Below are 26,228 nucleotides of genomic sequence, written 5' to 3'. Positions count from 1 at the left end.
GGAACAATGCCGGTGCGCCCGCACGGGCCGGTCGGGCAGGATCGCGGTGTGATCCACACCGCGATCGTCACGGGCGCCAACCAGGGCATCGGCGCCGCCACGGCCAAGGCCCTCGCCGCCCGGGGCGTCAACGTCCTCGTCACGTTCCTGCGCTTCGCGCCCGCGCCGGACCCGAGCACCCCGCCCGAGTACTTCGCCGCCCGCGAGTCGAACGCCGACCACGTCGTCGCCGCCATCACCGAGGCGGGCGGCCGGGCCCACGCCGTCGAGGCCGACCTGGCCGACCCCCTCGTGCCCGCCCGGCTGTTCGACGTCGCCGAGCACGTCTTCGGGCCGGTCGACATCCTCGTCAACAACGCCTCCAGCTGGGTGCAGGACACGTTCCTGGCCGCCGAGACCGACCAGTTCGGCCGCGTGCTGCGCGCCGTGACGCCCCAGACGTTCGACGCGCAGTTCGCCGTGGACGCCCGCGCGGGCGCCCTGATGATCTCCGAGTTCGCCCGCCGGCACATCGCGCGCGGCGGCAACTGGGGCCGCATCGTCGGCCTCACCTCCGGCGGTCCCCTCGGGTTCCCGAGCGAGGTCACCTACGGCGCGGCCAAGGCGGCGCTCGACAACTACGCCATGTCCGCCGCCGCCGAGCTGTGGCCGCACGGCATCACGTCGAACGTCGTGAAGCCGGGCGTCACCGACACCGGCTGGGTCAACGACGCGGTGCGCGCGCAGCACGACGTCTCGCAGCCCGAGGACGTGGCCGGGGTCGTCGCCTTCCTCTGCTCCGACGAGGCGGCGAAAGTGACGAAGAACGTCATCACGCTGCACTGACCCCGTTCTACCCGCCGGTAACATGGCTGCGCGTGAAGGCATCGCACCTCCGCCGGGGCATGAACCTGTGGCCGCCGTTCCTGTTCGCCGGCATCCGCGTCGTGGAGCTGTCCGACGACTACCGCCGCGCCAAGGTCCGCCTGCGCATGCACCGGTGGAACCGCAACTACGTGGGCACCCACTTCGGCGGCTCGCTGTTCGCCATGACCGACCCGTTCTGGATGCTCCTCGTCCTGCACCACCTGGGCCGCGAGCACCTCGTCTGGGACAAGGCGGGCGAGATCGAGTTCGTCGCACCCGGCCGGGGCACCGTCACCGCCGAGTTCCGCCTCACCGACGAGCACCTCGACGAGATCCGCTCGCGGACCGCCGACGGCGGCAAGGCGCTGGTCTGGTTCGAGACCGACGTCGTCGACGCGACCGGCGCCGTCGTCGCCCGCACCCGCAAGCAGGTCTACGCCCGGCGCAAGCGGCGCGGGAACCCCGTGGACGCCGACGTGCCCCGGACCGTCTGATGACCCCATGCGCGAAGCCTTCGGAACGACCTTCGACGTCCCCCTCGGCTACCTGAACACCGCGGCGGTCGGCGTGCCGCCCGCCCCCACCGCGGCCGCCGTCGCCGACGCGGTGCGCCGCTGGTCCACCGGTCTGGACAACGGCGGCACGGCCGACCCGCACGTCACCACCGCCCGCCGCGCGTTCGGCCGCCTCGTCGGCGTCCCCGGCGACCGCGTCGCGTCCGGCGCCTCCGTGTCCCAGCTCGTCGCCCTGGTCGCCGCGAGCGTCCCGCCGACCACCTCGGTCCTCGTCGCGAAGGGCGACTTCACCAGCCTCACCTTCCCCTTCGCGGCCCACGACCTGCGGATCACCGAAGTCGACCTCGACGACGTCCCCGCCCACGCCCCCCGGCACGACCTGGTCGCGGTGAGCGTCGTCCAGTCCGCCGACGGCCGCGCCGTGGACCTCGACGCCCTCCGCGCGGCCGGCACCCCGGTCCTCCTCGACGCCACCCAGGCGGTCGGCTGGACCCCGCTCGACCTGGGGTGGGCCGACTGGGTCGTCGCCGCCGGCTACAAGTTCCTGATGGCCCCGCGCGGCTGCGCCTGGCTGGCCTGCTCGCCGGCCGCGCTGGCCCGCACCACCCCCGCCGCCGCCAACTGGTACGCGGGCGACGACCCCTGGACCTCGGTCTACGGCCTCCCGCTGCGCCTGGCCCCGGACGCCCGGCGGCTGGACCTGTCCCCGGTCTGGCTGTCCCAGTTCGGCGCCGCCGAGTCCCTGCCCTACCTGGCCGGGCTGGACCTCGGCGAGGTCCGCGAGCACGCCGTGGGCCTGGCGAACGACCTGCTCACGGCCCTCGACCTGCCCCCGACGCCCAGCCCGATCGTCTCCCTCGGCCTGCCCGGCGCGGCGGAGAAGCTGGCCGCCGCGGGCGTCCGCTCCAGCGTCCGGGCCGGTCGGGTCCGCCTCGCGTTCCACCTCTACAACACCGCCGAGGACGTCGACGCGGTGCTCGCGGCGCTCCGCTGACGCTTCCGTTACCGTGGGTCTTCGTGTCGGTTCCTCCCGAATCACCCGAAGAGGTGACGCAGCGGATTCCTCCGCTCCGCCCCTCGGACACCGCCCCCCTGTGGCGGCCGTCCGAGATCGGGCAGCTGGACTCCCTGCTCAGCACACCACCACCCACGCCCGCGCCACCGCCCGCGCCGGGGAGGTCGCGCCGCGGCCTGCTGCTCAAGGCCGCCGGCCTGCTCGGCGTGGCGGTGGTGTCCGGCCTGGTCTGGCTGGTGGTCATGCCGAAGGACACGCCGACCGGAACGCCCACCACCACGCCCGCGCCGGCGGGGGAGTTCACCTTCGCCAAGTCGGCGCAGGCCCCGGAGCCGCTCAAGGACAGCGACTGCGCGTCCCACGCCTACGGCCAGACCAAGGCGTTCCTCACCGCGACCCCGTGCCAGCAGCTCACCCGCGGCCTGTACACGACGCGGACACCCGACGGCGCGACGGTCTACACGTCGGTGTCGGTCGTGCGCATGAGGACCGTCGAGGACGCCACCAAGCTCAAGGACCTGACCAGCCGCGACGGCACGGGCAACGTCAACGACCTGGTCAAGGACGGCGCGGTGAAGGTCCAGGGCCTGACCACCCTCGGCAACGGCGGGTTCGCGGCCCAGCTCAAGGACCGCGACCTGGTCATCATCGAGTCGGACACGATCGCGCACGGCGCGAACGAGGCCGAGCACAACCGCCTCATGAAGAAGATCAGCTTCGAGGCTATGCGGCTCGCGGACGAGCTGAGGGGCTGAGGGGCTGAGGGGCTGAGGGGCTGGGGGCTGAGGGCTGAGGGCTGAGGGCCGACGGGCCGGGTCAGCCGACCGCGATCCCCGGCATCGTGATCGACAGCGGCGCGACCCCGGCGACCTTCCGCCACCGGGTGCCCCGCACGGCGGCCACCGTCAGCGCGTCCAGCGCCGACCGCCGCAGCGCGCCGTCGTCGGTCCGCTCCAGCACCCCGCGCCACGCCGCGCACGCGTCCGCCTCCACCGCGATCAGCGCCGCGATGGCCGACGCGGCGCTGTCCACCGGCTGCGGCGGCAGGTACGCCGCCGCGGGCGGGCGGGGCGTCGCCCCCTGGTCCCGCAGCCACCGCTCGGTGGTGTCCCGCCGGGCCCGGTGCGCGTTCGCGCCGTCCGCCACCGCCGCGGCCTGCTGCTCGATGAACGCGCTGACCAGCCCGTACGTCCACACCGCCGCGTGCTCGGCGGCCAACGCGTCCTGCACCGCGTCCACGCTCACGACAACGCCTCCACCAGACTCGCGCACCCGGCGGCCACCGAGGCGACCAACCCGACCCGGTGCGACCCGACCGTCACCGCCAGGTCGCCGGCTTGCTTCTGCGCCGCCTGGAGCGACGTAACCAACGTCTCCCGCGTCCCCCCGGCGGGTGGCGCCACCGACGGCGGCGGCGAGGGCGGCGGCGTCGACCCCGGCACCCGCGGCGTGGCGCGCTCGATCTCCGCGCGCAGCCGGTCGGCGTGCTCGGTCCGGGCCGCGGCCGTCTCCGTCGCGCCGACCGCCGTGGCCAGCGCGGCGTCGGACAGGGCGGCCCCCACCAGGTCTTCCAGCACGTCCGGGGGTGGCGGAGGGGGAGGTTCCGGGGTGCACGCCGCCACGAACGGCACCGTGGCCGCCGCCAGCAGCACTCCCCGCCTGCTGAACGCCGATTCACCGATCACGGGTACCGATCCTGCCAGAGCCGGAACGGGTACCGCCCTCCCGTGGGACGTGCGCCCCCGCCGGGACCAGATAGTCTGGGCGACCACGGCCGGCGAGTGCAGCGTCGACCGGGGTCGTCATGCCCTCCGCCCTGACCCTGCACACGCCGACGCAAGGAGTCACCACGTGTCCAGCCCGCCGCGCGGAGAACTCGCCGCGCAGCTAACCCCCGTCGTGCGGGAGGCGGTCGAGGCCATCGGCTTCGACCTCGAACTGCTCGACGTGAACCAGGCTGGGCGTCGCAGGCTGGTGAAGGTGGTCGTCGACGGCGACGACGGGATCGGCCTGGACGAGGTGGCTCAGGCGAGCCGCGTCGTGTCGGCCGCCCTCGACGCGAACGAACACCTCATCGCCGGCCCGTACACGCTTGAGGTCACCTCGCCGGGCGCCGACCGCCCGCTGACCAGGCCGCGCCACTGGAAGCGCAACCGGTTGCGCCTGGTGAAGGTCAAGCAGCCCGACCGGGTCGAGTGGTTCGGCCGCGTCGGTGACGCGGACGACACCGGGGTCGTGCTGCTGGTCGAGGGCGAGCTGCGCCGCGTCGAGTACTCGACGATCGAGCGCGCCGCCGTGGAAGTGGAGTTCAAGCAGCCGCCCGTCGAGGAGCTCGCGCTCCTGGAGGGCAAGCACCCGAAGGAGGAGTCGGAGTGAACGTCGACATCGCCGCTCTCAGGGCGATCGAACGGGACAAGGACATCCCCTTCGACACGGTCCTCGAAGCGATCGAAACCGCCCTGCTCACCGCCTACAAGCACACCGACGGGCACCACTCGCACTCGCGGGTCGAGATCGACCGCAAGACCGGCGTGGTGCGCGTGCTCGCCCAGGAGCTCAACCCGGACGGCTCGGTGGCCGAGGAGTGGGACGACACCCCCGAGGGGTTCGGCCGCATCGCCGCCACCACCGCCCGCCAGGTGATCCTCCAGCGCCTGCGCGACGCCGAGCACGAGCGCACCTACGGCGAGTTCTCCGCCAAGGAGGGCGAGATCATCGGCGGCGTCGTGCAGCGCGACGCCCGCGCGAACGCCCGGGGCATGGTCGTCGTCCAGATCGGCGACACCGAGGGCGTGCTGCCCCCGGCCGAGCAGGTGCCCGGCGAGACCTACGTCCACGGTTCGCGGATCAAGTGCTACGTCGTGGGCGTGTCCCGCGGCCAGCGCGGCCCGCAGATCACCCTCTCCCGCACCCACCCGAACCTCGTGCGCAGGCTGTTCGCGCTGGAGGTCCCGGAGATCGCGGACGGCACCGTGGTGATCCCCGCGGTGGCACGTGAGGCAGGTCACCGTTCGAAGATCGCGGTCCGCTCGTCGGTGCCCGGGGTCAACGCCAAGGGCGCCTGCATCGGCCCGATGGGCGCCCGTGTGCGCAACGTCATGAGCGAGCTGGCCGGTGAGAAGATCGACATCATCGACCACGCGGACGACCCGGCCACGTTCGTCGGGAATGCCCTGTCGCCTGCGAAGGTCGTGTCCGTCACGGTGCTCGACGAACGCGCCAAGACGGCGCGCGTCGTCGTGCCGGACTTCCAGCTCTCCCTCGCCATCGGCAAGGAGGGCCAGAACGCCCGGTTGGCCGCCCGGCTGACCGGTTGGCGCATCGACATCCGCTCCGACGCGGACGCCGGCGGGGCCGCTCCGGCGGGCGCGGCGACATCCGGTTCGGCCGAATAGGCATTAGGGGATAGACTTCTCAGTGGTTCAACGTCGGGGATCGGTTCTCACGCACATCGGCCCGGTTCGTACGTGCATAGGATGCCGCGCTCGGACGTTGCCCTCCGAGCTGCTGCGCGTGGTGGTCGTGGACGGGACTGTGGTCCCGGACACGCGCCGACGGTTGCCGGGGCGGGGAGCATGGCTGCACCCCGATCCCGGTTGCCTGCGCAACGCAGAGAAGCGCCGGGCGTTCCCCAGGGCCTTCCGGGTCCAGGGTCCGCTCGACGTCGAAGGCTTGCGCGAACACTTCGAGCAGTACCGCCAGGAGGTCGCGGGATCGCCCCGTGACCAGCAGGAAGCAAGGAAGCAGGTCGACCCGTCATGAGTCAGCCGTGAAGCTGAAGACATGAACGCGCGACGTTAAGACGAGGTCGACGGGACCAGCCGCCGGCCTCCCTCACAGAGGAGTGCAGTGGCAGGCAAGGCCCGCGTGCATGAGCTCGCGAAAGAGCTCGGTGTCACGAGTAAAGAACTGCTGACCAAGCTCGCCGACCAGGGCGAGTACGTGAAGTCCGCGTCCAGCACCGTCGAGGCCCCGGTGGCCCGACGGCTGCGTGACGCCTACGCCAAGAACGACGCGAAGCCGAAGTCGTCCGGCGCCCGCCCGGCGCCGCCGAAGCCGCAGGTCCCCGCGTCGTCCGGTGACGCCCCGCGCCCCGGCGCGCCCGCCGGCAAGCCCGGCCCGCGCCCGGTGCCCGGTCCCAAGCCGATGGCCCAGAAGCCGCCGGCCCCGGCCCCCGCGGCCCAGGCCCCGGCCCCCGCGGCCCAGACCCCCGCGGCCCAGGCTCCGGCCCCGACCCAGCAGCCGAAGGCCCCCGCGGCCCCGGCCCCGACGCAGCAGCCGAAGGCCCCCGCGGCCCAGGCGCCCGCCGCGCCGGCTCCGGCCCAGCAGCAACAGCAGCAGCAGGCCTCCCGGCCCGCGGGTCCGCGTCCCGGCCCGCGCCCGGCGCCGCAGCAGCAGCCGCAGCAGCCCGCCGCGGCGCAGAACCCCCCGTCCGTGGTCCCGCCGCGCCCGCAGGCCCCCAAGCCCGCCGGCCCGCGGTCCCCGCGTCCGGGCAACAACCCGTTCGGTGTCGGCGGTGGCGCTCCCGCGCCGCGTCCGCAGGCCCCGCGCCCGCAGACCCCCGGTGGCGGTCGCGACGAGCGCCCGTCCGGCCCCAAGCCGGGTGACGCGCGTCCGGCCGGTCCGCGTCCGGGTGGCTCCGGCGGTCCCGGCGGCCCGCGCCCCAACCCCGGCAACATGCCGCCCAGGCCGAACCCGGGCATGATGCCCGGCCGTCCGGCCCCCCGCCCCGGTGGCGGTGGCGGCGGCGGTCGTCCCGGCGGCGGCCCCGGTGGTGGCGGTGGCGGTCGCGGTCCCGGTGGCGGTGGCGGTCGTCCCGGTGGCGGCGGTGGCGGCGGTGGCTTCCGCGGCGGTCCCGGTGGGGGCGGCGGCGGTGCCGGTGGCGGCGGTTTCCGTCCCGGTGGCGGCGGTGGCGGCGGTGGCGGTTTCCGCCCCGGCGGCGGCGGTGGCGCCCCGGCCGGTGGTGGCGGCGGTGGCTTCCGCGGTCGTCCCGGCGGCGGTGGCCCCGGTGGTCGCGGCGGTGCCGCGGGCGCCTTCGGCCGTCCCGGTGGTCCGGCGCGTCGCGGCCGCAAGTCGAAGCGGCAGAAGCGCCAGGAGTACATGGACAACATGCAGGCGCCGTCGGTCGGCGGCGTCCGCCTGCCCAAGGGCAGCGGCGAGACGATCCGCCTGCCCCGCGGCGCCTCGCTGACCGACTTCGCCGACAAGATCAACGCCAACCCGGCCTCGCTGGTGCAGGTGTTGTTCCACCTCGGTGAGATGGTCACCGCGACGCAGTCCGTGTCCGACGAGATCCTGGAGCTGCTCGGCTCCGAGATGAACTACGTCGTGCAGGTCGTGTCCCCCGAGGAGGAGGACCGCGAGCTGCTGGAGACGTTCGACATCACCTACGGCGACGACGCCGGTGGCGAGGAGGACCTCCAGATCCGCCCGCCGGTCGTCACCGTCATGGGTCACGTCGACCACGGCAAGACGCGACTGCTCGACACGATCCGCACCGCGAAGGTGGCCGAGGGCGAAGCGGGTGGCATCACCCAGCACATCGGCGCCTACCAGGTGAACACGGAGCTGGAGGGCAACGAGCGCCTCATCACCTTCATCGACACCCCGGGTCACGAGGCGTTCACCGCCATGCGTGCGCGTGGTGCGAACTCGACCGACATCGCGGTCATCGTGGTGGCGGCCGACGACGGCGTGATGCCGCAGACGGTGGAGGCGATCAACCACGCCCAGGCGGCCGACGCGCCGATCGTGGTCGCGGTCAACAAGATCGACAAGGAGGGGGCCAACCCCGCCAAGATCCGCCAGCAGCTCACCGAGTACGGGCTGGTCGCCGAGGAGTACGGCGGCGAGACCATGTTCGTGGACATCTCGGCGAAGCAGGGCATCAACATCGACGGCCTGCTGGAGGCGATCCTGCTGACCGCCGACGCCTCGCTCGACCTGCGCGCCAACCCCGAGATGGAGGCGCAGGGCGTCGCCATCGAGGCGCACCTCGACCGCGGTCGCGGTCCGGTCGCCACGGTGCTGGTGCAGCGCGGTTCGCTCCGCGTGGGCGACTCGATCGTGGCGGGCGCCGCCTACGGTCGCGTGCGCCGCATGGTCGACGAGCACGGCGAGGACGTCACCGTCGCGACCCCGTCGCGCCCGGTGCAGGTCATCGGCCTCACCTCGGTGCCCGGCGCCGGCGACACGTTCCTCGTGGTCGAGGAGGACCGGGTGGCCCGGCAGATCGCCGAGCGCCGCCAGGCCCGCAACCGCAACGCCATGAACGCGGCCAAGCGGAAGCGCGTCAGCCTGGAGGACCTGGACGCCGCGCTGAAGGAGACCAGCGCCCTCACCTTGATCATCAAGGGCGACAACTCCGGTACCGTCGAGGCACTGGAAGACGCGCTCATGAAGATCGAGGTCGGCGACGACGTCGAGCTGCGGGTCATCCACCGCGGCGTCGGCGGCATCACCGAGGGCGACATCAACCTCGCCGTCGCCGGTTCCGCCATCGTCCTGGGCTTCAACGTCCGGGCCGAGGGCAAGGCGACCGAACTCGCGAACCGCGAGGGCGTCGACGTCCGCTACTACACGGTGATCTACCAGGCGATCGACGAGATCGAGCAGGCCCTCAAGGGCATGCTCAAGCCGGAGTACGAAGAGGTCCAGCTGGGCCGCGCGGAGGTCCGCGAGGTCTTCAAGTCCTCCAAGGTCGGCACGATCGCCGGTTGTCTCGTGCTGTCGGGCGAGATCCGCCGCAACGCGCGGGCCCGCCTGCTGCGCGACAACAACGTCGTCCAGGAGAACCTGCCGATCAGCTCGCTGCGGCGGTTCAAGGACGACGCGACCGAGGTCCGCGAGGGCTACGAGTGCGGTCTGACGCTCGGCAACTACGCCGACCTGAAGGTCGGCGACGTCATCGAGACGTTCGAGATGCGCGAGAAGCCGCGCGCCTGATCGTCTTCCGACACGGTGCGGGGCCGTCCCACGGGGCGGCCCCGCACCCTTGGAAACCCACGTGGTGATGAACCCTGTTCGTCGGTGCCCTTGAGCTGGACGTGCTGCTCGGCGACGTCCACTCGTTGAAGCAGAAGCGGTCCGTGGTGAAGCCCGTCGTGGCCGAGCTGAGGCGCAGGTTCGAGGTGTCCGTCGCCGAGGCGGGCCACCAGGACCTGCACCGCCGCGCGCTGATCGGAGTGGCGGTGGTCGCCGCCGACGCCCAGCATGTCAGGGAAGTCCTGGACGCCTGCGAGAGGCTCGTCGCCGGGCGACCCGAACTGGAACTGCTCTCCGCCCGCCACAGGCTGGTCGGGCCGGAGGACGACTGAACACGTCGCCACGCGGCGACAACCGATAAGGAGGGGAGCGCCGTGGCCGACCAGGCACGGGCTCGCAAGCTGGCCAAGCGGATCTCGCAGATCGTGGCCTCCGCGCTGGAGCACGAGGTGAAGGACCCGCGGCTGGCCCGCGTGACCATCACCGACACCCGCGTGACGGGCGACCTGCACGACGCGACGGTCTACTACACCGTGCTGGGCGAGAAGCTGGACGCCGAGCCGGACCTCGCGGGCGCGGCGGCGGCGCTGGAGAGCGCCAAGGGCGTGCTGCGCACCATGGTCGGCCAGCAGACCGGCGTGCGGTTCACCCCGACGCTCACGTTCGTCACCGACACCGTGCCCGACGAGGCGCGGCGGATGGACGAGCTGCTGGCCAGGGCGCGCGAGGCGGACGCCGAGGTGGCCCGCATCGCGTCCGGCGCGGAGCCCGCCGGCGAGCCCGACCCGTACAAGCCGCCGCGGGAGACCGAGGACGGCGAGTAGGAATCGACCGACGCGGGCCGACTAGCGTTCCGGTCGTGCACAACGACCTCACCGCCGCGGCCCGCGTCCTGTCCACCGCCACCGACGTCACGTTGCTGGCCCACGTCAACCCCGACGCGGACGCGCTGGGCAGCGCCCTGGCGCTCGGACTGGCCCTGCACCGCCGCGGCGTGACCGCGCGGGTGTCGTTCGGGGCGCCCGACGAGGTGCCGGAGACGCTGCGCGACCTGGACGTCGCCGGTCTGCTCGTGCCCGCCTCCGAGGTGCCCGCCGCGCCACCCGTGCTCGTCGCCCTGGACGCCGGCAGCGTCGGCCGGCTCGGGCCGCTCGGCGACCGGGTGGCCACCGCCGGTGTGGTCGTCGTGCTCGACCACCACGTGTCCAACCCCCGCTTCGGGCACGTCAACGTGGTCGACGACCGCGCCGAGGCCACCGCGGTGGTGGTGCTGCGGCTGCTCGACGAACTGGGCGTGGAACTGGACGAGCCGGTGGCCCGCTGCATCTACGCGGGCCTGGTCACGGACACGCGGTCGTTCCGGCACGCGTCGGCGTCCACGCACGAGGTCGCGGCCCGCCTGCTCGCCGCGGGCGTCGACGCCGAGGCCGTCGCCCGGCCGCTGATGGACTCCCACCCGTTCGGCTACCTGGGGATGCTGTCGACCGTGCTGCGCGGCGCGCGGCTGGAACCGGACGCGGCGGCCGGGCTGGGGTTCGTGCACGCCGTCGTGACGCTGGAGGACGCCGCGGGGCTGCGCCCCGAGGAGGTGGAGAGCGTGGTCGACCTGGTGCGCACCACGGCCGAGGCGGAGGTGGCGGCGGTGCTGAAGGAGCTGCGTCCCGCCACGTGGTCGGTGTCGCTGCGCGCGGTGAGCCGGGTCGACGTCCGCGAGGTGGCGCAGCTGCTCGGCGGCGGCGGTCACCGCCTCGCCGCGGGCTTCACCGCGACCGGCTCGGCCGACGCGGTGCTCCGACGGCTGAGGGAGGCGCTGGCCGAGGTGGCCGGACGATGAGCCCCGACCCGCTCGACGCCGATCGGGTGCCCGCGCGCCGCGTGATCGGCCTGGCCGCACCGGCGCTGGTCGTCCTGGCCGCCGAACCCCTCTACGTCCTGGTCGACACGGCCGTGGTCGGCCACCTGGGCGCGCTGCCCCTCGCCGGCCTGGCCCTGGGCGGCGTCCTGTTCACGCAGGTCGCCACCCAGCTCACGTTCCTCTCGTACGGCACCACGGCCCGCGCCGCACGCCTGTTCGGCGCGGGCCGCCGGGTGGAGGCGGTCGAGGAGGGCGTGCAGGCCACGTGGCTCGCGCTCGCCGTCGGCGCGTTCGTGATCGCCGTCGGCCAACTCCTGGCCGACCCCGCCGCGCGCCTGCTCGCCGGTCCGGGCGAGGTCGCCGACAACGCCGTCGGCTGGCTCCGCGTCGCCCTGTTCGGCGCGCCGTTCGTGCTGGTCACCATGGCCGGCAACGGGTGGATGCGCGGCGTGCAGGACACCCGTCGCCCGCTGCGCTACGTGCTCGTGGGCAACGGCATCTCGGCCGTGCTGTGCCCGCTCTTCGTGCACGTCGCCGGCTGGGGCCTGGAGGGCTCGGCCGTCGCGAACGTCATCGCGCAGGTCCTCTCCGCCGGCCTGTTCGGCCGGGCGCTGCGCGCGGAGCGCGTCGACCTGCGGCCCGACCCGCGCCGGATGCGCGCCCAGCTCGGCCTCGGCCGCGACCTGGTGCTGCGCAGCCTGGCGTTCCAGGCGTGCTTCCTGTCCGCCGCGTCCGTCGCCGCCCGCACGTCCGTCGCCGCCGTCGGCGCGCACCAGGTCGTGCTCCAGCTGTGGACGTTCCTGGCGCTCGTGCTCGACTCCCTCGCCATCGCCGCGCAGTCCATCGTCGGCGCGGCGCTGGGCGCCGGGCGCCGCGACCGGGCCCGTCGGTTCGCCCGGCAGGTCACCGGCTACGGACTGGTGTTCGGCGTGTTCCTGGGGGCCGTGTTCGCGGCGCTGTCCGGGCCGCTGCCGCTGCTGTTCACCACCGACCGGCTCGTCCTCGACGAGATCCCGCACGCCTGGTGGTTCTTCGTGGGCCTGCAACCCGTCGCCGGGGTGGTGTTCGCCCTCGACGGCGTGCTGCTCGGCGCGGGCGACGCCGGGTTCCTGCGCACCGCCACCCTGGCCTCCGCGGCGCTGGGCTTCCTGCCGCTGGTGTGGGCGTCGCACGCGTTCGGCTGGGGCCTGGTCGGGATCTGGACGGGCCTGACGGCGTTCATGGTCCTGCGGCTGGTGGCGGTGCTGGCGCGGACCCGTTCCGGCAGGTGGGCGAGGGTCGGCGTGACCTGACCGTCGTGTGGCGAGGCGCACGTCCGGGAATCGTTAACATAGGGCAACTGTTTTTCGATACCGGGAGTGCCGCCGCACGGTCCACGAGGAGTTCCCCTTGCCGGTCGATCGAGCCACGAAGCGCGGCTGGCTGATCTGGTCAACCGCCGTCGCCGTCTACGTCGCCGCCCTGTTCCACCGGAACTCGCTCGGCGTCGCCAGCCTGGAGGCGTCCGAGCGGTTCGGCGTCGGCCCCGCCGCGCTCAGCACGTTCACCGTGCTCCAGATCGGGCTGTACGCGCTGATGCAGGTCCCCACGGGCCTGCTCGTCGACCGCTTCGGCCCCCGCCGCGTCCTCGTCGCCGCCGCGCTGCTCATGGGCGCCGGCCAGGTCCTGTTCGCGCTGGCCTCCTCCTACCAGGTCGGCCTCGCCGCCCGCGCCGTCCTCGGCGTCGGCGACGCCATGACGTGGGTGAGCGTGCTGCGGCTCGCCGCCGCGCACTTCCCGCCCCGCCGGTTCACCGTCGTGATGACGCTGTCCGCGGCCCTCGGCGGCGCCGGCAACCTCGTCGCCACCGTCCCGCTGACCCTGCTGCTGGACAACGCCGGCTGGACCGCCACGTTCCTCATCGCCGGTGCCGCCACCGCCGCCTACTCCGCGGTCGTGGCGTGGCGGGTGCGCGAGGTGCCCGACGGCGTGCCGCCGCCCGTCGCCGAGCCGGTGCCGCTGCGCGCGCTCGGCCCGCGCGTCGCCGCCGCGTGGCGCGTGCCCGGCACCCGCCTGGGCTTCTGGGTCCACTTCACGTCGATGTCCACCCCGGCGCTGCTCGCCCTGCTGTGGGGCTTCCCGTACCTGGTCGAGGCGCAGGGCCTGTCCAGGCCCGCCGCGTCCGCCGTGCTCAGCACCCTCGTCGTGGTCGCCGTCGTGGCCGGTCCCGTGATGGGCGCGGTCATCGCGGGCCGCCCCGGGTGGCGCATGCCGATCGTCGTGGGCTACCTCGGCGTGGCGGTGGTGTGCTGGGCCCTGCTGCTCGGCTGGCCGGGCGGCGTGCTGCCCGCTCCCGTGCTGTACGCGGTGTTCGCCCTGCTCGCGATCGGCAACCCGGTGTCCGGCGTCGCCTTCGCCCTCGTCCGCGACTACAACCCGCTGCACCGGGTGAGCACCGCGACCGGCGTGGCCAACGTCGGCGGGTTCGCCGCGATCACCTTCACCGCGCTCGTCGTGGGCGTGCTGCTCGACGTCGCCGAACCGCTGGCCGCGCCCGACGCCTACCGGGTCGCGTTCCTGTCCGTGGTGGCCGTGCTGCTGGTCGGGGTGTGGCGCACGGTCGTGTGGTGGCGGCGCGCCAGGGCCGCCGTGTTCGCCGCGCTCGACCGGGGGGAGACCGTGCCGGTGCCGGTGCGCCGCCGTCGCTGGGACGCCCTGGCCGACGCCTAGGATCTCCCCTCGTGCCCGTACCCAGCCGCCCTTCCCGTCCCCCCGTAGCGCCCGGCCTGGTCGTCGTCGACAAGCCGGACGGCATGACCTCCCACGACGTGGTCGCCAAGGTCCGCCGCATCCTCGGCACCCGCAAGGTCGGCCACGCGGGCACGCTCGACCCGATGGCGACCGGCGTGCTCGTGCTCGGCATCGAGCGGGCCACGAAGCTCCTCGGCCACCTCGCGCTGGACAGCAAGGCGTACCTGTCGACGATCCGCCTGGGCGCGTCGACCACGACCGACGACGCCGAGGGCGAGGTCGTGTCGAGCGCGGACGCCTCGGCGGTGCCCGAGGACGCGATCCGCGCGGGCGTCGCCGCGCTGACCGGCGCGATCCAGCAGGTGCCGAGCGCGGTGAGCGCCGTGAAGATCGACGGCAAGCGCGCCTACGCGCGGGTGCGCGACGGCGAGGTCGTCGACATCCCGGCGCGCCCGGTCACCGTGCACCGCTTCGACGTCCTGGCGATCCGCCGCGAGGGCGCGACCACCGAGCTGGACGTGATGGTCGAGTGCTCGTCCGGCACGTACGTCCGGGCCCTGGCCCGCGACCTCGGCGCCGCCCTGGGCGTGGGCGGCCACCTGGCCAACCTCCGCCGCACCAGGGTCGGCCCGTTCGACCTGCGCGTCGCCAGGACCCTCCAGCAGCTGGAGGACGCCCCGGGGCTGTCCCTGGACCTCGACGCGGCCGTCGCCACCGCCTTCCCGCGCCGCGAGATCGCGCCGCGCGAGGCCGTGGCCCTGTCCCACGGCCAACGCCTCCCGGCGGGTGGGCTGGAGGGCACCTACGGCGTGTTCGGCCCGGACGGCCACGTCGTGGCCCTGGCCAAGGACGAGGGGCCCGTCACCAAGTCCCTGGTGGTGCTCACGCCGGCGGGCTGACCGCCGATCCCGGGTCCCACCGCAGCCGCGTGGGCCTACCGTGGAGGCATGGCGAGATGGGTGTTGCCCGCGGCGGCGGGGGTGGTCGCCTCGGCGACCGGTGTGGCGATCAACGTGGCCACGGACGCGGCCGGCGACCCGTGGGCGTGGGCGGCGGTCGTGCTGCTCACCGTGCTGGGCGTCGTGCTCACCGTGCGGATGCAGCAGCCCGCCAGACGGCGGCCCCCGGCGCCGCCGTCTGCGCAGCCCGCACCGCAGCCCGCACCCCGGCCCTCCCGGCCGGAGCCGTCCGTCCACAACTCGGTCACCGGCACGGTGCACGGCGGCGTCGTGCAGGCCGGGAACGTGGGCTCGGTCACCATCGACTCGTCGACGGCGGTCACCCAGCACGCGGTCGCGCGTGACGGCGGCACGGTCTACCAGGCCGGACGGGACGTCAACCCCAACCGCTGACCGCGACCCGGCCCCGTAGGCTTGCCGCGTGCAACGCTGGCGAGGGCTCGACCTCCTTCCGGGCGGCTGGGGCCGCTGCGTCGTGACGATCGGCGTGTTCGACGGCGTCCACCGGGGCCACCAGGCGCTGATCGGCCGCGCGGTGGACCTGGCGGCGGCCAAGGGGGTGCCGAGCGTCGTCATGACGTTCGACCCGCACCCCTCCGAGGTCGTCCGCCCCGGCAGCCACCCCGCGCAGCTGACGGGCCTGCACCGGCGCGCCGAGCTGGTCGAGGGGCTCGGCGCGGACGTCTTCTGCGTCATCCCGTTCACCGCCGAGGTGTCCCGGATGCCCGCGGACGAGTTCGCGCACGAGATCCTGGTCGACCGGCTGCACGCGGCGGCCGTGGTGGTGGGCGAGAACTTCACGTTCGGCTACAGGGCGGCGGGCAACGTCGACCTGCTGCGCGCGCTGGGCACGCGGTTCGGCTTCGTGACGGAGGGGGCGGATCTGGTGACCGACGACGGGGTGACGTACTCGTCGACCTACATCCGGGCGTGCATCGACGCGGGTGACGTGGCGGCCGCCGCGCACGCGCTGGGCAGGCCGCACCGGCTGGAGGGCATCGTGGTGCGCGGCGACGGCCGCGGCAAGGAGCTGGGTTTCCCCACGGCCAACCTGTCCACGACCCGCTTCGCCGCCGTGCCCGCGGACGGCGTGTACGCGTGCTGGTTCGTCCGCGGCGACGGCAGGCGCCTCCGGGCCGCGGTGAGCGTCGGCACGAACCCCACCTTCTCCGGCCGGGAGCGGCGCGTCGAGGCCTACGTGCTCGACGTCGACGAGGACTTCTACGGCCAGCGGGTGGCGCTGGACTTCGTGGAGCGGCTGCGCGGCATGGAGAAGTTCGACGCGGTCGAGGACCTGCTGGTGCAGATGCACCGCGACGTGGTCGTGGCCCGCGACGTCCTGGTGGCCGAAGAGCGGCTGTGACCTGTTGAACCAGGTGGGTGGAACCGTCCGTGCCGTGGTCGGCGACCTGGCAGGATGCTGTCACGTCGACCGGGCTAGGGGAGAGGCGCAGGTGGAGGACCACAAGATCGTCCAGCGCAACCTCGCGTTGCAGCGTGAGTGGTACGGGGAGCCCCTGGGTGACCGGGTGCGCCGGTTGGTGGTCGCCTTCAACGTCTCCCAGGCGCAGCTCGCCGACGTCCTCGGGATCAGCGCCCCGATGCTCAGCCAGGTCATGAGCGGTCGCCGCGCGAAGATCGGCAACCCGTCGGTGCTGGCGCGGATGATCATGCTGGAGCGCAAGGTCCTCACCCCCGACGTGTCCACCGGCGCGCCCGAGGCCCTCCAGCGCGCGCTGGACGAGGTCCGCGGCTCCAAGCCCACGGTGGGGCGCGAGTCGCTGCCGGTGAACCTCGCCGACGACGAGGCCGTGGTGTTCCCGTTCCTGCGCCGGCTGGCCGACCGCCGCGAGTTGTCGCAGGCCGCCGACGTGCTGGGCGAGGACTTCCCGGCGCTGGCCGACGTGCTGCGGCGCGCGGGCAAGGACCGCGACGCCTGACCGCGACGCCTGACCGCGGACGGGTAGCCGTCCGCCACTACTGGTAACCTCGACAGTTGGGTCTGGCTGCGGTCCGTGGCGGCCAGTACCGACTACCCCGCGCGAGCGGGGCCCCACGGCACGGGAATCGAGAACCAGGAAGCAGGAACGTGGCACTCTCCACCGATGAGAAGAAGACCATCCTCGCCGAGTACGGCGTCCACGACACGGACACCGGCTCCGCCGAGGCGCAGGTCGCGCTGCTGAGCAAGCGCATCGCCGACCTGACGGAGCACCTCAAGAAGCACAAGCACGACCACCACTCGCGTCGTGGCCTGCTGCTGCTCGTCGGCCGTCGCCGCCGGCTGCTCAACTACCTCCAGAAGGTGGACATCCAGCGCTACCGCGACCTGATCGGTCGTCTCGGCCTGCGCAGGTGAAACGTGCCGGGGGGGAGTGATCGCACGATCACTCCCCCTTCGGCTTCGCAAGGACAAGACAACAAAGACGAGGGACGTACGCGCGGCGCACGGGACGACAGTTCGCCGGTCCTCGGTAGTGGCCCCCTGGCAGTGGAGAAGACCAGGGGACTTCGATCGAAGACCGGCCTCGTCCGAACCGCGATCCCGCACCCGAGCGCGCTGCGGCCCGCACGACGAGGAGTTTTCCGCATGACGGAACTTGAGGTCCACGAGACTTCAGCCCTGATCGACAACGGTCGGTTCGGCACCCGCACCATCCGCTTCGAGACCGGTCGCCTGGCCCGCCAGGCCGCCGGCAGCGTCGTCGCCTACCTGGACGACGAGACCATGCTGCTCTCGGCCACCACGGCGTCGAAGCACCCCAAGGAGCACTTCGACTTCTTCCCCCTCACGGTGGACGTCGAGGAGCGCATGTACGCCGCGGGTCGCATCCCCGGCTCGTTCTTCCGCCGCGAGGGTCGCCCGTCGACCGACGCGATCCTGACCTGCCGCCTGATCGACCGGCCGCTGCGCCCGTCCTTCGTGGACGGTCTGCGCAACGAGATCCAGGTCGTCATCACGGTGATGAGCCTGAACCCGCAGGACCTGTACGACGTCGTGGCCATCAACGCCGCGTCCGCGTCCACGCAGCTCGCGGGCCTGCCGTTCTCCGGCCCCATCGGCGGCGTCCGGGTGGCGCTGATCGAGGGCCAGTGGGTGGCGTTCCCCACGCACGAGCAGCTGGAGAAGGCCGTGTTCGACATGGTCGTCGCCGGTCGCATCGTCGGTGAGGACGTCGCGATCATGATGGTCGAGGCCGAGGCCACCGAGCGCGTCGTCGACCTGGTCGGCGAGGGCGCCCAGGCGCCCACCGAGGAGGTCGTCGCCGCCGGCCTGGAGGCCGCCAAGCCGTTCATCGCGTCGCTGTGCGAGGCGCAGGCCCAGCTGGCGCAGGTCGCCGCGAAGGCCACCGGCGAGTTCCCGACCTACCCGGCCTACCAGGCCGACGCCTTCGAGGCCGTCGAGCAGGCCGTGGCGGGCGAGCTGGCCCAGGCGATGGCCATCGCCGGCAAGCAGGAGCGCGAGCACCGCATCGACGAGCTCAAGGCGTCGGTGCTGGAGAAGCTGGCCGAGCAGTTCGAGGGTCGCGAGAAGGAGGTCGGCGCCGCGTTCCGCTCGCTGACCAAGAAGCTGGTCCGCCAGCGCATCCTGCGCGACAAGGTCCGCATCGACGGCCGCGGCCTCACCGAGATCCGGTCGCTGTCGGCCGAGGTCGAGCTGATCCCGCGGGCGCACGGCTCGGCGCTGTTCGAGCGCGGCGAGACCCAGATCCTGGGTGTCACCACGCTGAACATGCTGCGCATGGAGCAGCAGATCGACTCGCTGTCCCCGGAGACGCACAAGCGCTACCTGCACCACTACAACTTCCCGCCGTTCTCCACCGGTGAGACCGGTCGCGTCGGTTCGCCGAAGCGCCGCGAGATCGGCCACGGCGCGCTGGCCGAGCGGGCGCTCATGCCCGTGCTGCCCAAGCGCGAGGAGTTCCCCTACGCGATCCGCCAGGTGTCCGAGGCGCTCAGCTCGAACGGCTCCACGTCGATGGGCTCGGTCTGCGCGTCCACGATGTCGCTGCTCAACGCCGGCGTGCCGCTGAAGGCGCCGGTGTCCGGCATCGCCATGGGCCTGGTGTCCGACGAGGTCGACGGCAAGACGGAGTACGTCGCGCTGACCGACATCCTCGGCGCCGAGGACGCGTTCGGCGACATGGACTTCAAGGTCGCCGGCACCAAGGAGTTCGTGACCGCGCTCCAGCTCGACACCAAGCTCGACGGCATCCCGTCCGACGTGCTGGCCAAGGCCCTCGGTCAGGCCCGCGACGCGCGCCTGACCATCCTGGAGGTCATGGCCGAGGCCATCGACCGCCCGGACGAGATGAGCCCGTTCGCACCGCGCGTGACGTCGGTCAAGATCCCGACCGACAAGATCGGCGAGGTCATCGGGCCCAAGGGCAAGATGATCAACTCGATCACCGAGCAGACCGGCGCCGACATCTCCATCGAGGACGACGGCACGATCTACGTCGGTGCGGCGGACGGCCCGTCCGCGGAGGCCGCCATCGACCTGATCAACGCCATCGCGAACCCGCAGCTGCCGAAGGTGGGCGAGCGCTTCCTGGGCACCGTGGTGAAGACCGCGGCGTTCGGCGCGTTCGTGTCGCTGCTGCCGGGCAAGGACGGCCTGATCCACATCTCCAAGCTGGGCAACGGCAAGCGCATCGCCAAGGTCGAGGACGTCGTCAAGGTCGGCGACAAGCTCCGCGTCGAGATCGCGGACATCGACCAGCGCGGCAAGATCAGCCTCGTGCTGGTCAACGAGGACGCCGACGCGGCCCCGGCCGGCGACGCCCCCGACGCCGACGCCCCCGCGCAGGACGCCGCTCCGGCGGAGGCTTCGGCCGAGTGACGACGAGCGTCAACGGGACGGCCGCGAGCGCTTCCGGCGCTCGCGGCCGTCCGCTTACCCGGCGTCCGGGGCACCTCCAGAAGCCCGGCACCACGGTGGCGCTGGAGCGCGACGGCGACGGCGTCGCGACCGTCCGGCGCAGCCTGCTGCCGTCGGGCCTGCGGGTCGTCACCGAGCGCGTCCCGGGCGTGCGGTCGGCGTCCGTCGGCCTGTGGGTGCAGGTGGGGTCGCGCGACGAGCGCGCCGAGGTCGCGGGCGCCGCGCACTACCTGGAGCACCTGCTGTTCAAGGGCACGGCGAGCCGCACGGCGGCGGCCATCGCGGAGGAGATCGACGCGGTCGGCGGCGAGCTGAACGCGTTCACCGCCAAGGAGCACACCTGCTACTACGCGCACGTCCTCGACGAGGACCTGCCGCTGGCGGTGGACCTGGTGTGCGACGTCGTCTTCGACGCGCTCTGCGAGCCGCGCGACTTCGAGACCGAGCGCGGCGTGGTGCTCGAGGAGATCGCGATGCGCGACGACGACCCCGAGGACCTGCTGCACGACGCGTTCCTGGACGCCCTGCTGGGCGACCACGTCCTGGGCCGCCCGGTGCTGGGCACCGAGCGGTCCATCGGGGACATGGACCGCGACGCGCTGTTCACGTTCTACAAGCGCCGCTACACGCTGCCCCGGATGGTGCTGGCGGTGGCGGGCAACGTCGAGCACGCGCAGGTCATGAAGCTGGCGCGGCGCCTGATCGGCGACCGGCTGGACCGCGTGGGCACCCCGGTGGCGCCCCGCGCGGGCCGGGCGCGCATCCCCGCGTCGCGCCGGCTGGTGCTGCACGACGACGACACCGAGCAGGCGCACCTGATGCTGGGCGTGCGGGCGCTGGACCGGCACGACGAGCGCCGGTTCGCGCTGAACGTGCTGAACGCGGCCCTGGGCGGCGGGATGAGCTCCCGGCTGTTCCAGGAGGTCCGGGAGCGGCGCGGCCTGGCCTACCAGGTGTACTCGTCGGTGGGCACGTACGCGGACGCGGGCACCCTGTCGGTGTACGCGGGCTGCCAGCCCGACCGGCTCGGCGACGTGGCGGGCGTCGTGCGCGACGTGCTGTCCACGGTGGCCCGCGAGGGCCTGTCCGAGGCGGAGGTGGCGCGCGGCCGGGGACAGCTGCGCGGCGGGCTCGTGCTGGGGCTGGAGGACACCAGTTCGCGCATGTCCCGCATCGGCAAGGGCGAGCTGAACTACGGCGACCACCTGTCGGTGGAGCAGACCCTGGCGCGCATCGACGCGGTCACGCCCGAGGACGTGGCGGCGCTGGCGCGCGACCTGTTGCGACGCCCCGTCGCCGCCGCCGTGGTCGGCCCCTACGCTCACGTCGACGATCTGCCGTCCCAGGTGCACGAGGTGATCTCTTGAACGACCCGTCCCCCCTCGACGAGACCGTGCGGGAAGAACCGCTCCGCGTCGGCGTCATCGGCGCGCGCGGCCGGATGGGCGCGGAGGTGTGCCGGGCGGTCGAGGCCGCGCCGGACATGGAAGTCGTGGCGATGGTCGACGCCGGCGACTGGCTGTTCAACCTGTCCGACGCGGGCGCCGAGGTCGTGGTCGACTTCACCAGCCCCGAGGTCGTCATGGACAACATCCGGTTCTGCGTGGACAACGACATCCACGCGGTCGTCGGCACGTCCGGCTTCGACGCGCGGAAGCTGGGCACCGTCTCCGAGTGGCTGGACGCCAAGCCGGGCGTGGGCGTGCTGATCGCCCCGAACTTCGCGATCGGCGCGGTGCTGTCGATGCGGTTCGCCGAGCTGGCCGCCCGCTACTACGAGTCGGTCGAGGTCGTCGAGCTGCACCACCCGCGCAAGGTGGACGCCCCGTCGGGCACGGCCGCGCACACCGCCCGGCTGATCTCCCAGGCGCGCGAGGCGGCCGGGCTCGGCCCGATGCCGGACGCGACGACGCAGGAGGCGCCGGGCGCGCGCGGCACGCTCGTGGGCGACGTGCGGGTGCACTCGCTGCGGGTGGCGGGCCTGATCGCGCACCAGGAGGTCGTGTTCGGCACCGAGGGCGAGACGCTGACGCTGCGGCACGACTCGCTGGACCGCACGTCGTTCATGCCGGGCGTGCTGCTGGCGGTGCGGCGGATCGCGCGGCACCCGGGGCTGTCCGTGGGCCTCGACAAGTACATGGACCTCTGAGGTCCATGAGCACCCGCACCGTCGCGTTCCTCATCACCGCCGCGCTGGCGGTGTACTTCGTGCTGCTCGGCGGTCGGGCGGTGGTGCTGCTGGGCACCGGCGAGCCGGTGGGCGTCGCGCTCGGCGTGGGCGTGCTGCTGCTGCCGCTGGTCGGCGCGTGGATCGCGTGGACCAACATCCGGTTCGGCTTCACCACGGAGCGGATGGCGCGGCTGCTGGAGGCGGAGGGCGCGCTGCCCGACCTCTCCGGCCTGCCGCGCACGCCGTCCGGCCGCGTGGAGCGGGCCGCCGCCGACGAGTGGTTCGAGGAGCGCAAGCGGGACGTGGAGGCGCGACCGGAGGACTGGCGGACCTGGTTCCTGCTCGCCCAGGCCTACGACCTGTCGGGCGACCGGGGCCGGGCGCGCGAGACCATGCGCAAGGCCATCGGGCTGTTCTCCGGGGTGTAGTTCGAACGGGTGAACCCGCGTGACAGGGCCGCCGGCCCGGGTAATGGCGTGGGCATGGATCGGACTGCGGTGGACCGCCTCTACGACTGCGACGTCCTCGACCGCCACGGTCGCCACATCGGCCACGTCGTCGACCTGTGGCTGTCGAACGGCCGGCCGATGTGGGCGTCCGTGCGCAGAACGGCCGGCACGGCCCTGGTGCCGATCCGCGGCGCCCAGGTCCGCGACCGCCGGCTCGTCGTGCCGGTGGACCGCCGCGAGGTGGAGGACGCGCCGCGCGTCGACGGCGGCCCGACGGCCGAGGTGCACGACCACTACGGCCTGTCGATGCCCGAGCAGCGGCTCGTGCGGCACGACCGCGCCGGGAGCGGGGCTAGTGCACCAGCCAGCCCGCGAGGGCGGCAGGCGATGCGGCCAGCACGCTGAACCGGGCGAAGCGGCCGATCATGCCGGTGGAGATGAACAGCCACGACGACATGCCGGCCAGGCCCGCGAGCACCGTGGTGAACATGAACGGCGGCAGGCCGACGACCGAGCTGACCGCGTGCGTGCCGAACATCCAGCGCGGGTGGCGGTGGCAGCGCAGGCGCACCCATTCCAGCCGCGCCCGCCACCGCAGCCGCCACGGCGACGGCGGCTTCCCGGGCTTCGCGGGCTTCTCCGCGCGCCGCAGGAACGCGGGCAGGCGCAGCGAGCCCTTCGCGGCCAGGAAGTAGAACATCTTGCCCAGCACCTGGCCCACGGCCACGGCGAGGCCGATCCACCACCAGGAGATGCCCGGCTGCTGCGTCACCAGGCCGATCACGAAGAGCTCGATGCTGATCAGAGGGAGCACCGCGGAGCCGAACGCGATGCCGAACGTGAGGCACAACCACCCGAGCACGTGACCGAGGTTACTGGCGGATCACGACGACAACAGCAGGGTCAACCCCCCGGAAACCCTGATTTCCCTCAGGGGTCGTCCCAGGGCGTCCAGCGTGCGCACCGTGCCGTCGGGGGTCCACTCCGCCTTGGCGTAGAAGCCGGTCGACGCCCGGTCGGCCTCCGGGACCCACGCGACGCCCCTGGTGGCGCCCGCCTCGCGCAGCCGCGCCGCGGCCGCGGCCAGCAGTCGGCCGCCGTGCCCGCGCCGTCCCCAGCGGGGCTCGACCAGCACGTTCACCAGCGCCGTCGTGGCCGCGTCGGGCGGCAGCGAGCCGTCCGCGCGGGCCACGTCGTCCGCGGGGGCGGCGCCGGCCACGCAGAAGCCCACCAGCCACCGGCCCTCGGTGGCCACCAGCACCTGGCCGCCCTCGACGGCCTCGGCCCAGGCGGGGGCGGTCCGCGCCACGTCCAGGTCCGCCAGCACCTCCCCGGGCACCAGGTCCCGGTAGGCGGTCCGCCAGGTGTCCCGGTGGATGCGGGCGATCTCCGCCACGTCGTCGGGCTCAGCGGTGCGCACCGCGGCGTCGGCCATGGACAGCACCCTAGCCGGCCGGTTCCCCGGTGATCGCCCGCGGTGTCGTACCCCGGTGGGATCATCCGCGCGTGCAGAAGATGAGCGCCGACGTCGCACGCCGCATCGCCCTGGGGGCGCAGGGCTTCGCCGAACCCCGGCCCGCGGGGGCGCCCACCCGGCGGCACCTCCGGAAGGTGCTGTCCCGCATCCGGCTGCTCCAGCTCGACTCGGTGAACGTGGCGGTGCGCGCGCACTACATGCCGCTGTTCTCCCGGCTCGGCTCCTACGAGCCGGCCCTGGTGGACGACGCGGCGTGGGCGCACAGCGCGCGCCGGCCGCGGCTGCTGGTGGAGTACTGGGCGCACGAGGCGAGCCTGGTGCCGGTGGAGGACTGGCCGTTGTTCCACTCCGGCGCCAAGCGCCAGGGCTGGTGGCGCACCTACGCGACCGTCGCCGAGGCGTCGCCGGGGCTGGTGGACGACGTGCTGGCCGTGGTGCGGGAGTCGGGGCCGATGGGCGCGGGCGCGATCGAGAAGGCGCTGTCCGGAGGCGGGCCGCGCGCCAAGGACCACTGGGGCTGGAACTGGTCGGAGGTCAAGCAGGTCTGCGAGTACCTGTTCGGCGCGGGCGTGCTGACGACGGGCACGCGGCGCGGGTTCGAGCGGCACTACGACCTGGTCGAGCGCGTGCTGCCGCCCGACGTGCTGGCCCGCCGCGTGCCCGCGGACGAGGGGGCCCGGGAGCTGGTGGCGCGGGCGGCGACGGCGCTGGGCGTGGCGACCGAGCCGGACCTGCGCGACTACTACCGGCTGGCCCCGGCGCGCAGCAGGCAGGCGGTCGCCGAGCTGGTGGAGGCGGGCGTGCTGGAGCCGGTCGAGGTGCGCGGCTGGAACGCGCCCGCCTACCGGCACGTCGAGGCGCGCGTGCCGCGCGTGGTGGCGGGCCGGGCGCTGCTGTGCCCGTTCGACCCGCTGATCTGGGAGCGGGCGCGCACCGAGCGCATCTTCGATTTCTTCTACCGCATCGAGATCTACGTGCCCGCGCCGAAGCGGGTGCACGGCTACTACGTGTTCCCGTTCCTGCTGGACGGGCGGCTGGTGGGCCGGGTGGACCTCAAGGCCGACCGGGCGGCGGGCGTCCTGCGCGTGCAGTCGGCGTTCTCCGAGCCGGCGGTGGACGTGGGGCGGGTGGCCGTGGAGCTGGCGGCCGAGCTGCGGCACATGGCCGACTGGCTGGAGCTGGACGACGTGGTCGTGGCGCCGCGCGGCGACCTGGCGCCCGCGCTGTCGGCGGTGGTGCGCTGAGGGCGTGGCACCAGGGGAGTGACATCAATGGGCTGACAGATATTGAAATCTGTCAGCCCATGCGGGAGGGTGGGGTCATGACCGACTCCACTCCCCGGGGCGCCCGCGACCGGCGGCTCGGCCGCGACCTCCGCGTTTCCGCGCTCGGCCTGGGCTGCATGGGCATGTCCGACCTGTACGGCCCGGCCGACGAGGCGGAGAGCGTGGCGACGATCCACGCCGCGATCGACGCGGGCGTGACGCTGCTCGACACCGGCGACTTCTACGGCATGGGCCACAACGAGATGCTGATCCGCCGCGCGCTGGCCGACCGCGCCCGCGACGACGTGGCGATCAGCGTGAAGTTCGGCGCGCTGCGCGACGCGGACGGCGGCTGGCACGGCAACGACGGCAGGCCCGAGGCCGTGCGCAACTTCCTCGCCTACACCCTGCGCCGCCTGGGCACCGACCACGTCGACGTCTACCGCCCGGCCCGCCTCGACCCCGCCGTGCCGATCGAGGACACCGTCGGCGCCATCGCCGAGCAGGTCGGGAAGGGTCACGTGCGGCACATCGGCCTGTCCGAGGTGGGCGCGGAGACCCTGCGCCGGGCGCACGCCGTGCACCCGATCACCGACCTCCAGATCGAGTACTCCCTGATCTCGCGCGGCATCGAGGAGGACATCCTGCCCACCGCCCGCGAACTGGGCATCGGCGTCACCGCCTACGGCGTGCTGTCGCGCGGCCTGATCTCCGGCCACTGGACCGCGTCCCGCCAGGTCGCCGACTTCCGCTCGGCCTCCCCGCGCTTCCAGGGCGGGAACCTCGACCACAACCTGGCGCTGGTCGAGGCGCTGCGCGCGGTCGCCGCCGGCAAGGGCGTGTCCGTCGCCCAACTGGCCATCGCCTGGGTGCTGGCGCAGGGCGACGACGTCGTGCCGCTGGTGGGCGCCCGCCGCCGCGACCGCCTCACCGAGGCGCTGGGCGCCCTGGAGGTGGAGCTGACCCCGGCCGACCTGGCCGCGATCGAGGCCGCCGTGCCCCGCGACGCCGCCGCGGGCAGCCGCTACGCCGAGGCGCAGATGACGCACCTGGACAGCGAGCACTGATCGGCCGCGCTCGT

Annotated in this window: 28 protein-coding genes and 1 pseudogene; 25 read left to right on the top strand and 4 right to left on the bottom strand. The window is 73.6% G+C overall.

Annotation, left to right across the window (positions count from 1 at the left end):
- Positions 1-48: 48 nt before the first annotated feature.
- Genes J2S66_RS22030 through J2S66_RS22015 form a run of 4 tightly spaced genes read left to right on the top strand, consistent with a single transcriptional unit; the run spans position 49 to position 3,131 of the window.
- Positions 49-825: an SDR family NAD(P)-dependent oxidoreductase gene (locus J2S66_RS22030; RefSeq protein ID WP_310309127.1), complete on the top strand. Its 777-nt coding sequence runs from the start codon at positions 49-51 to the stop codon at positions 823-825.
- A gap of 32 nt (positions 826-857) precedes the next feature.
- Positions 858-1,340, top strand: coding sequence for a DUF4442 domain-containing protein (locus J2S66_RS22025; RefSeq protein ID WP_310309126.1), 483 nt, complete (start codon positions 858-860; stop codon positions 1,338-1,340).
- Positions 1,341-1,347: 7 nt separating this feature from the next.
- On the top strand, positions 1,348-2,355 hold the full coding sequence (locus J2S66_RS22020; protein WP_310309125.1) for an aminotransferase class V-fold PLP-dependent enzyme: 1,008 nt from the start codon (positions 1,348-1,350) through the stop codon (positions 2,353-2,355).
- 23 nt (positions 2,356-2,378) lie between these two features.
- Positions 2,379-3,131 (top strand): hypothetical protein, encoded by a 753-nt coding sequence (locus tag J2S66_RS22015; protein ID WP_310309124.1) that lies wholly within the window; start codon positions 2,379-2,381, stop codon positions 3,129-3,131.
- Positions 3,132-3,192: 61 nt separating this feature from the next.
- Here the strand turns inward: J2S66_RS22015 and J2S66_RS22010 are convergent, their stop codons facing one another.
- Positions 3,193-3,621, bottom strand: a complete 429-nt coding sequence (locus tag J2S66_RS22010; protein ID WP_310309123.1) for a ferritin-like domain-containing protein — start codon at positions 3,619-3,621, stop codon at positions 3,193-3,195.
- Positions 3,618-4,061, bottom strand: coding sequence for a hypothetical protein (locus J2S66_RS22005; protein WP_310309122.1), 444 nt, complete (start codon positions 4,059-4,061; stop codon positions 3,618-3,620). Before J2S66_RS22005 ends, J2S66_RS22010 begins: the two co-directional genes overlap by 4 nt.
- 166 nt (positions 4,062-4,227) lie before the next feature.
- On the opposite strand from J2S66_RS22005, the gene rimP reads away from it, so the two are divergent.
- From rimP to J2S66_RS21910, 19 genes and pseudogenes are all read left to right on the top strand, one after another.
- Positions 4,228-4,752, top strand: coding sequence for a ribosome maturation factor RimP (gene rimP, locus J2S66_RS22000; RefSeq protein ID WP_310309121.1), 525 nt, complete (start codon positions 4,228-4,230; stop codon positions 4,750-4,752).
- Positions 4,749-5,771 (top strand): transcription termination factor NusA, encoded by a 1,023-nt coding sequence (gene nusA, locus J2S66_RS21995; protein WP_310309119.1) that lies wholly within the window; start codon positions 4,749-4,751, stop codon positions 5,769-5,771. The genes rimP and nusA overlap by 4 nt, the downstream gene beginning before the upstream one ends.
- A 22-nt stretch (positions 5,772-5,793) precedes the next feature.
- Positions 5,794-6,138, top strand: a complete 345-nt coding sequence (locus tag J2S66_RS21990; protein ID WP_306747592.1) for a YlxR family protein — start codon at positions 5,794-5,796, stop codon at positions 6,136-6,138.
- Positions 6,139-6,225: 87 nt separating this feature from the next.
- Positions 6,226-9,321, top strand: coding sequence for a translation initiation factor IF-2 (gene infB, locus J2S66_RS21985; protein WP_310309118.1), 3,096 nt, complete (start codon positions 6,226-6,228; stop codon positions 9,319-9,321).
- Between the two features lie 74 nt (positions 9,322-9,395).
- Positions 9,396-9,692: a DUF503 domain-containing protein gene (locus tag J2S66_RS21980; RefSeq protein WP_310314983.1), complete on the top strand. Its 297-nt coding sequence runs from the start codon at positions 9,396-9,398 to the stop codon at positions 9,690-9,692.
- A 27-nt stretch (positions 9,693-9,719) separates the two neighbouring features.
- A pseudogene (rbfA, locus tag J2S66_RS21975) lies at positions 9,720-10,184 on the top strand (30S ribosome-binding factor RbfA); the annotation flags it as partial.
- Between the two features lie 35 nt (positions 10,185-10,219).
- Entirely contained in the window at positions 10,220-11,194 is a 975-nt protein-coding gene (locus J2S66_RS21970; protein ID WP_310309117.1) for a DHH family phosphoesterase, read from the top strand.
- Positions 11,191-12,507 carry an MATE family efflux transporter gene (locus J2S66_RS21965; protein ID WP_310309116.1) on the top strand — a complete coding sequence of 439 codons (1,317 nt, stop codon included), beginning with the start codon at positions 11,191-11,193 and terminating at the stop codon, positions 12,505-12,507. Before J2S66_RS21970 ends, J2S66_RS21965 begins: the two co-directional genes overlap by 4 nt.
- 97 nt (positions 12,508-12,604) lie before the next feature.
- Entirely contained in the window at positions 12,605-13,924 is a 1,320-nt protein-coding gene (locus J2S66_RS21960; RefSeq protein WP_310309115.1) for an MFS transporter, read from the top strand.
- An 11-nt stretch (positions 13,925-13,935) separates the two neighbouring features.
- A complete protein-coding gene (gene truB, locus J2S66_RS21955) occupies positions 13,936-14,844 on the top strand; it encodes a tRNA pseudouridine(55) synthase TruB (protein ID WP_310309114.1) in 909 nt (302 codons plus the stop codon).
- 48 nt (positions 14,845-14,892) lie between these two features.
- On the top strand, positions 14,893-15,297 hold the full coding sequence (locus J2S66_RS21950; protein ID WP_310309113.1) for a hypothetical protein: 405 nt from the start codon (positions 14,893-14,895) through the stop codon (positions 15,295-15,297).
- Positions 15,298-15,325: 28 nt separating this feature from the next.
- Complete coding sequence (locus tag J2S66_RS21945; protein WP_310309111.1) at positions 15,326-16,267, top strand: bifunctional riboflavin kinase/FAD synthetase; 942 nt, start codon at positions 15,326-15,328, stop codon at positions 16,265-16,267.
- Positions 16,268-16,358: 91 nt separating this feature from the next.
- On the top strand, positions 16,359-16,844 hold the full coding sequence (locus tag J2S66_RS21940; protein ID WP_306747602.1) for a helix-turn-helix domain-containing protein: 486 nt from the start codon (positions 16,359-16,361) through the stop codon (positions 16,842-16,844).
- A 149-nt stretch (positions 16,845-16,993) separates the two neighbouring features.
- Positions 16,994-17,263, top strand: coding sequence for a 30S ribosomal protein S15 (rpsO, locus tag J2S66_RS21935; RefSeq protein ID WP_306747603.1), 270 nt, complete (start codon positions 16,994-16,996; stop codon positions 17,261-17,263).
- A gap of 231 nt (positions 17,264-17,494) precedes the next feature.
- Positions 17,495-19,747 carry a polyribonucleotide nucleotidyltransferase gene (locus J2S66_RS21930; RefSeq protein WP_310309110.1) on the top strand — a complete coding sequence of 751 codons (2,253 nt, stop codon included), beginning with the start codon at positions 17,495-17,497 and terminating at the stop codon, positions 19,745-19,747.
- A gap of 95 nt (positions 19,748-19,842) precedes the next feature.
- Positions 19,843-21,153: a M16 family metallopeptidase gene (locus tag J2S66_RS21925; protein ID WP_374726211.1), complete on the top strand. Its 1,311-nt coding sequence runs from the start codon at positions 19,843-19,845 to the stop codon at positions 21,151-21,153.
- Positions 21,150-21,935, top strand: a complete 786-nt coding sequence (dapB, locus tag J2S66_RS21920; protein WP_306747606.1) for a 4-hydroxy-tetrahydrodipicolinate reductase — start codon at positions 21,150-21,152, stop codon at positions 21,933-21,935. Before J2S66_RS21925 ends, dapB begins: the two co-directional genes overlap by 4 nt.
- Positions 21,936-21,940: 5 nt before the next feature.
- A complete protein-coding gene (locus J2S66_RS21915; RefSeq protein ID WP_310309106.1) occupies positions 21,941-22,384 on the top strand; it encodes a tetratricopeptide repeat protein in 444 nt (147 codons plus the stop codon).
- Between the two features lie 54 nt (positions 22,385-22,438).
- On the top strand, positions 22,439-22,810 hold the full coding sequence (locus J2S66_RS21910; RefSeq protein ID WP_310309105.1) for a PRC-barrel domain-containing protein: 372 nt from the start codon (positions 22,439-22,441) through the stop codon (positions 22,808-22,810).
- Here J2S66_RS21910 and J2S66_RS21905 read toward each other — a convergent pair.
- Positions 22,758-23,267 carry a hypothetical protein gene (locus J2S66_RS21905; RefSeq protein WP_310309104.1) on the bottom strand — a complete coding sequence of 170 codons (510 nt, stop codon included), beginning with the start codon at positions 23,265-23,267 and terminating at the stop codon, positions 22,758-22,760. The two genes, J2S66_RS21910 and J2S66_RS21905, sit on opposite strands and share 53 nt — an antisense overlap.
- A 21-nt stretch (positions 23,268-23,288) precedes the next feature.
- Entirely contained in the window at positions 23,289-23,840 is a 552-nt protein-coding gene (locus tag J2S66_RS21900; RefSeq protein ID WP_310309103.1) for a GNAT family N-acetyltransferase, read from the bottom strand.
- An 80-nt stretch (positions 23,841-23,920) separates the two neighbouring features.
- Here J2S66_RS21900 and J2S66_RS21895 point away from each other — a divergent pair, with 80 nt between their 5' ends.
- Positions 23,921-25,126: a winged helix-turn-helix domain-containing protein gene (locus J2S66_RS21895; protein ID WP_310314980.1), complete on the top strand. Its 1,206-nt coding sequence runs from the start codon at positions 23,921-23,923 to the stop codon at positions 25,124-25,126.
- 77 nt (positions 25,127-25,203) lie between these two features.
- Positions 25,204-26,214 (top strand): aldo/keto reductase, encoded by a 1,011-nt coding sequence (locus J2S66_RS21890; protein WP_310309101.1) that lies wholly within the window; start codon positions 25,204-25,206, stop codon positions 26,212-26,214.
- Positions 26,215-26,228 lie beyond the last annotated feature (14 nt).

Origin of the sequence: Saccharothrix longispora (assembly GCF_031455225.1) — a bacterium.
In the GTDB taxonomy this organism is placed as follows: Bacteria; Actinomycetota; Actinomycetes; order Mycobacteriales; family Pseudonocardiaceae; genus Actinosynnema; species Actinosynnema longispora.
Note: the sequence above shows the minus strand (reverse complement) of the source record. Positions and strands in the feature narration are given on the sequence as shown.

Excerpts from the sequence above, each read along its gene's own strand:
- J2S66_RS21890 (WP_310309101.1), top strand. The coding sequence starts at position 25,204 with ATGACCGACTCCACTCCCCGGGGCGCCCGCGACCGGCGGCTCGGCCGC.
- J2S66_RS21965 (WP_310309116.1), top strand. The coding sequence starts at position 11,191 with ATGAGCCCCGACCCGCTCGACGCCGATCGGGTGCCCGCGCGCCGCGTG.
- J2S66_RS21895 (WP_310314980.1), top strand. The coding sequence starts at position 23,921 with ATGAGCGCCGACGTCGCACGCCGCATCGCCCTGGGGGCGCAGGGCTTC.
- J2S66_RS21915 (WP_310309106.1), top strand. The coding sequence starts at position 21,941 with ATGAGCACCCGCACCGTCGCGTTCCTCATCACCGCCGCGCTGGCGGTG.
- J2S66_RS21910 (WP_310309105.1), top strand. The coding sequence starts at position 22,439 with ATGGATCGGACTGCGGTGGACCGCCTCTACGACTGCGACGTCCTCGAC.
- J2S66_RS22020 (WP_310309125.1), top strand. The coding sequence starts at position 1,348 with ATGCGCGAAGCCTTCGGAACGACCTTCGACGTCCCCCTCGGCTACCTG.
- J2S66_RS21950 (WP_310309113.1), top strand. The coding sequence starts at position 14,893 with ATGGCGAGATGGGTGTTGCCCGCGGCGGCGGGGGTGGTCGCCTCGGCG.
- J2S66_RS21930 (WP_310309110.1), top strand. The coding sequence starts at position 17,495 with ATGACGGAACTTGAGGTCCACGAGACTTCAGCCCTGATCGACAACGGT.
- J2S66_RS21900 (WP_310309103.1), bottom strand. The coding sequence starts at position 23,840 with ATGGCCGACGCCGCGGTGCGCACCGCTGAGCCCGACGACGTGGCGGAG.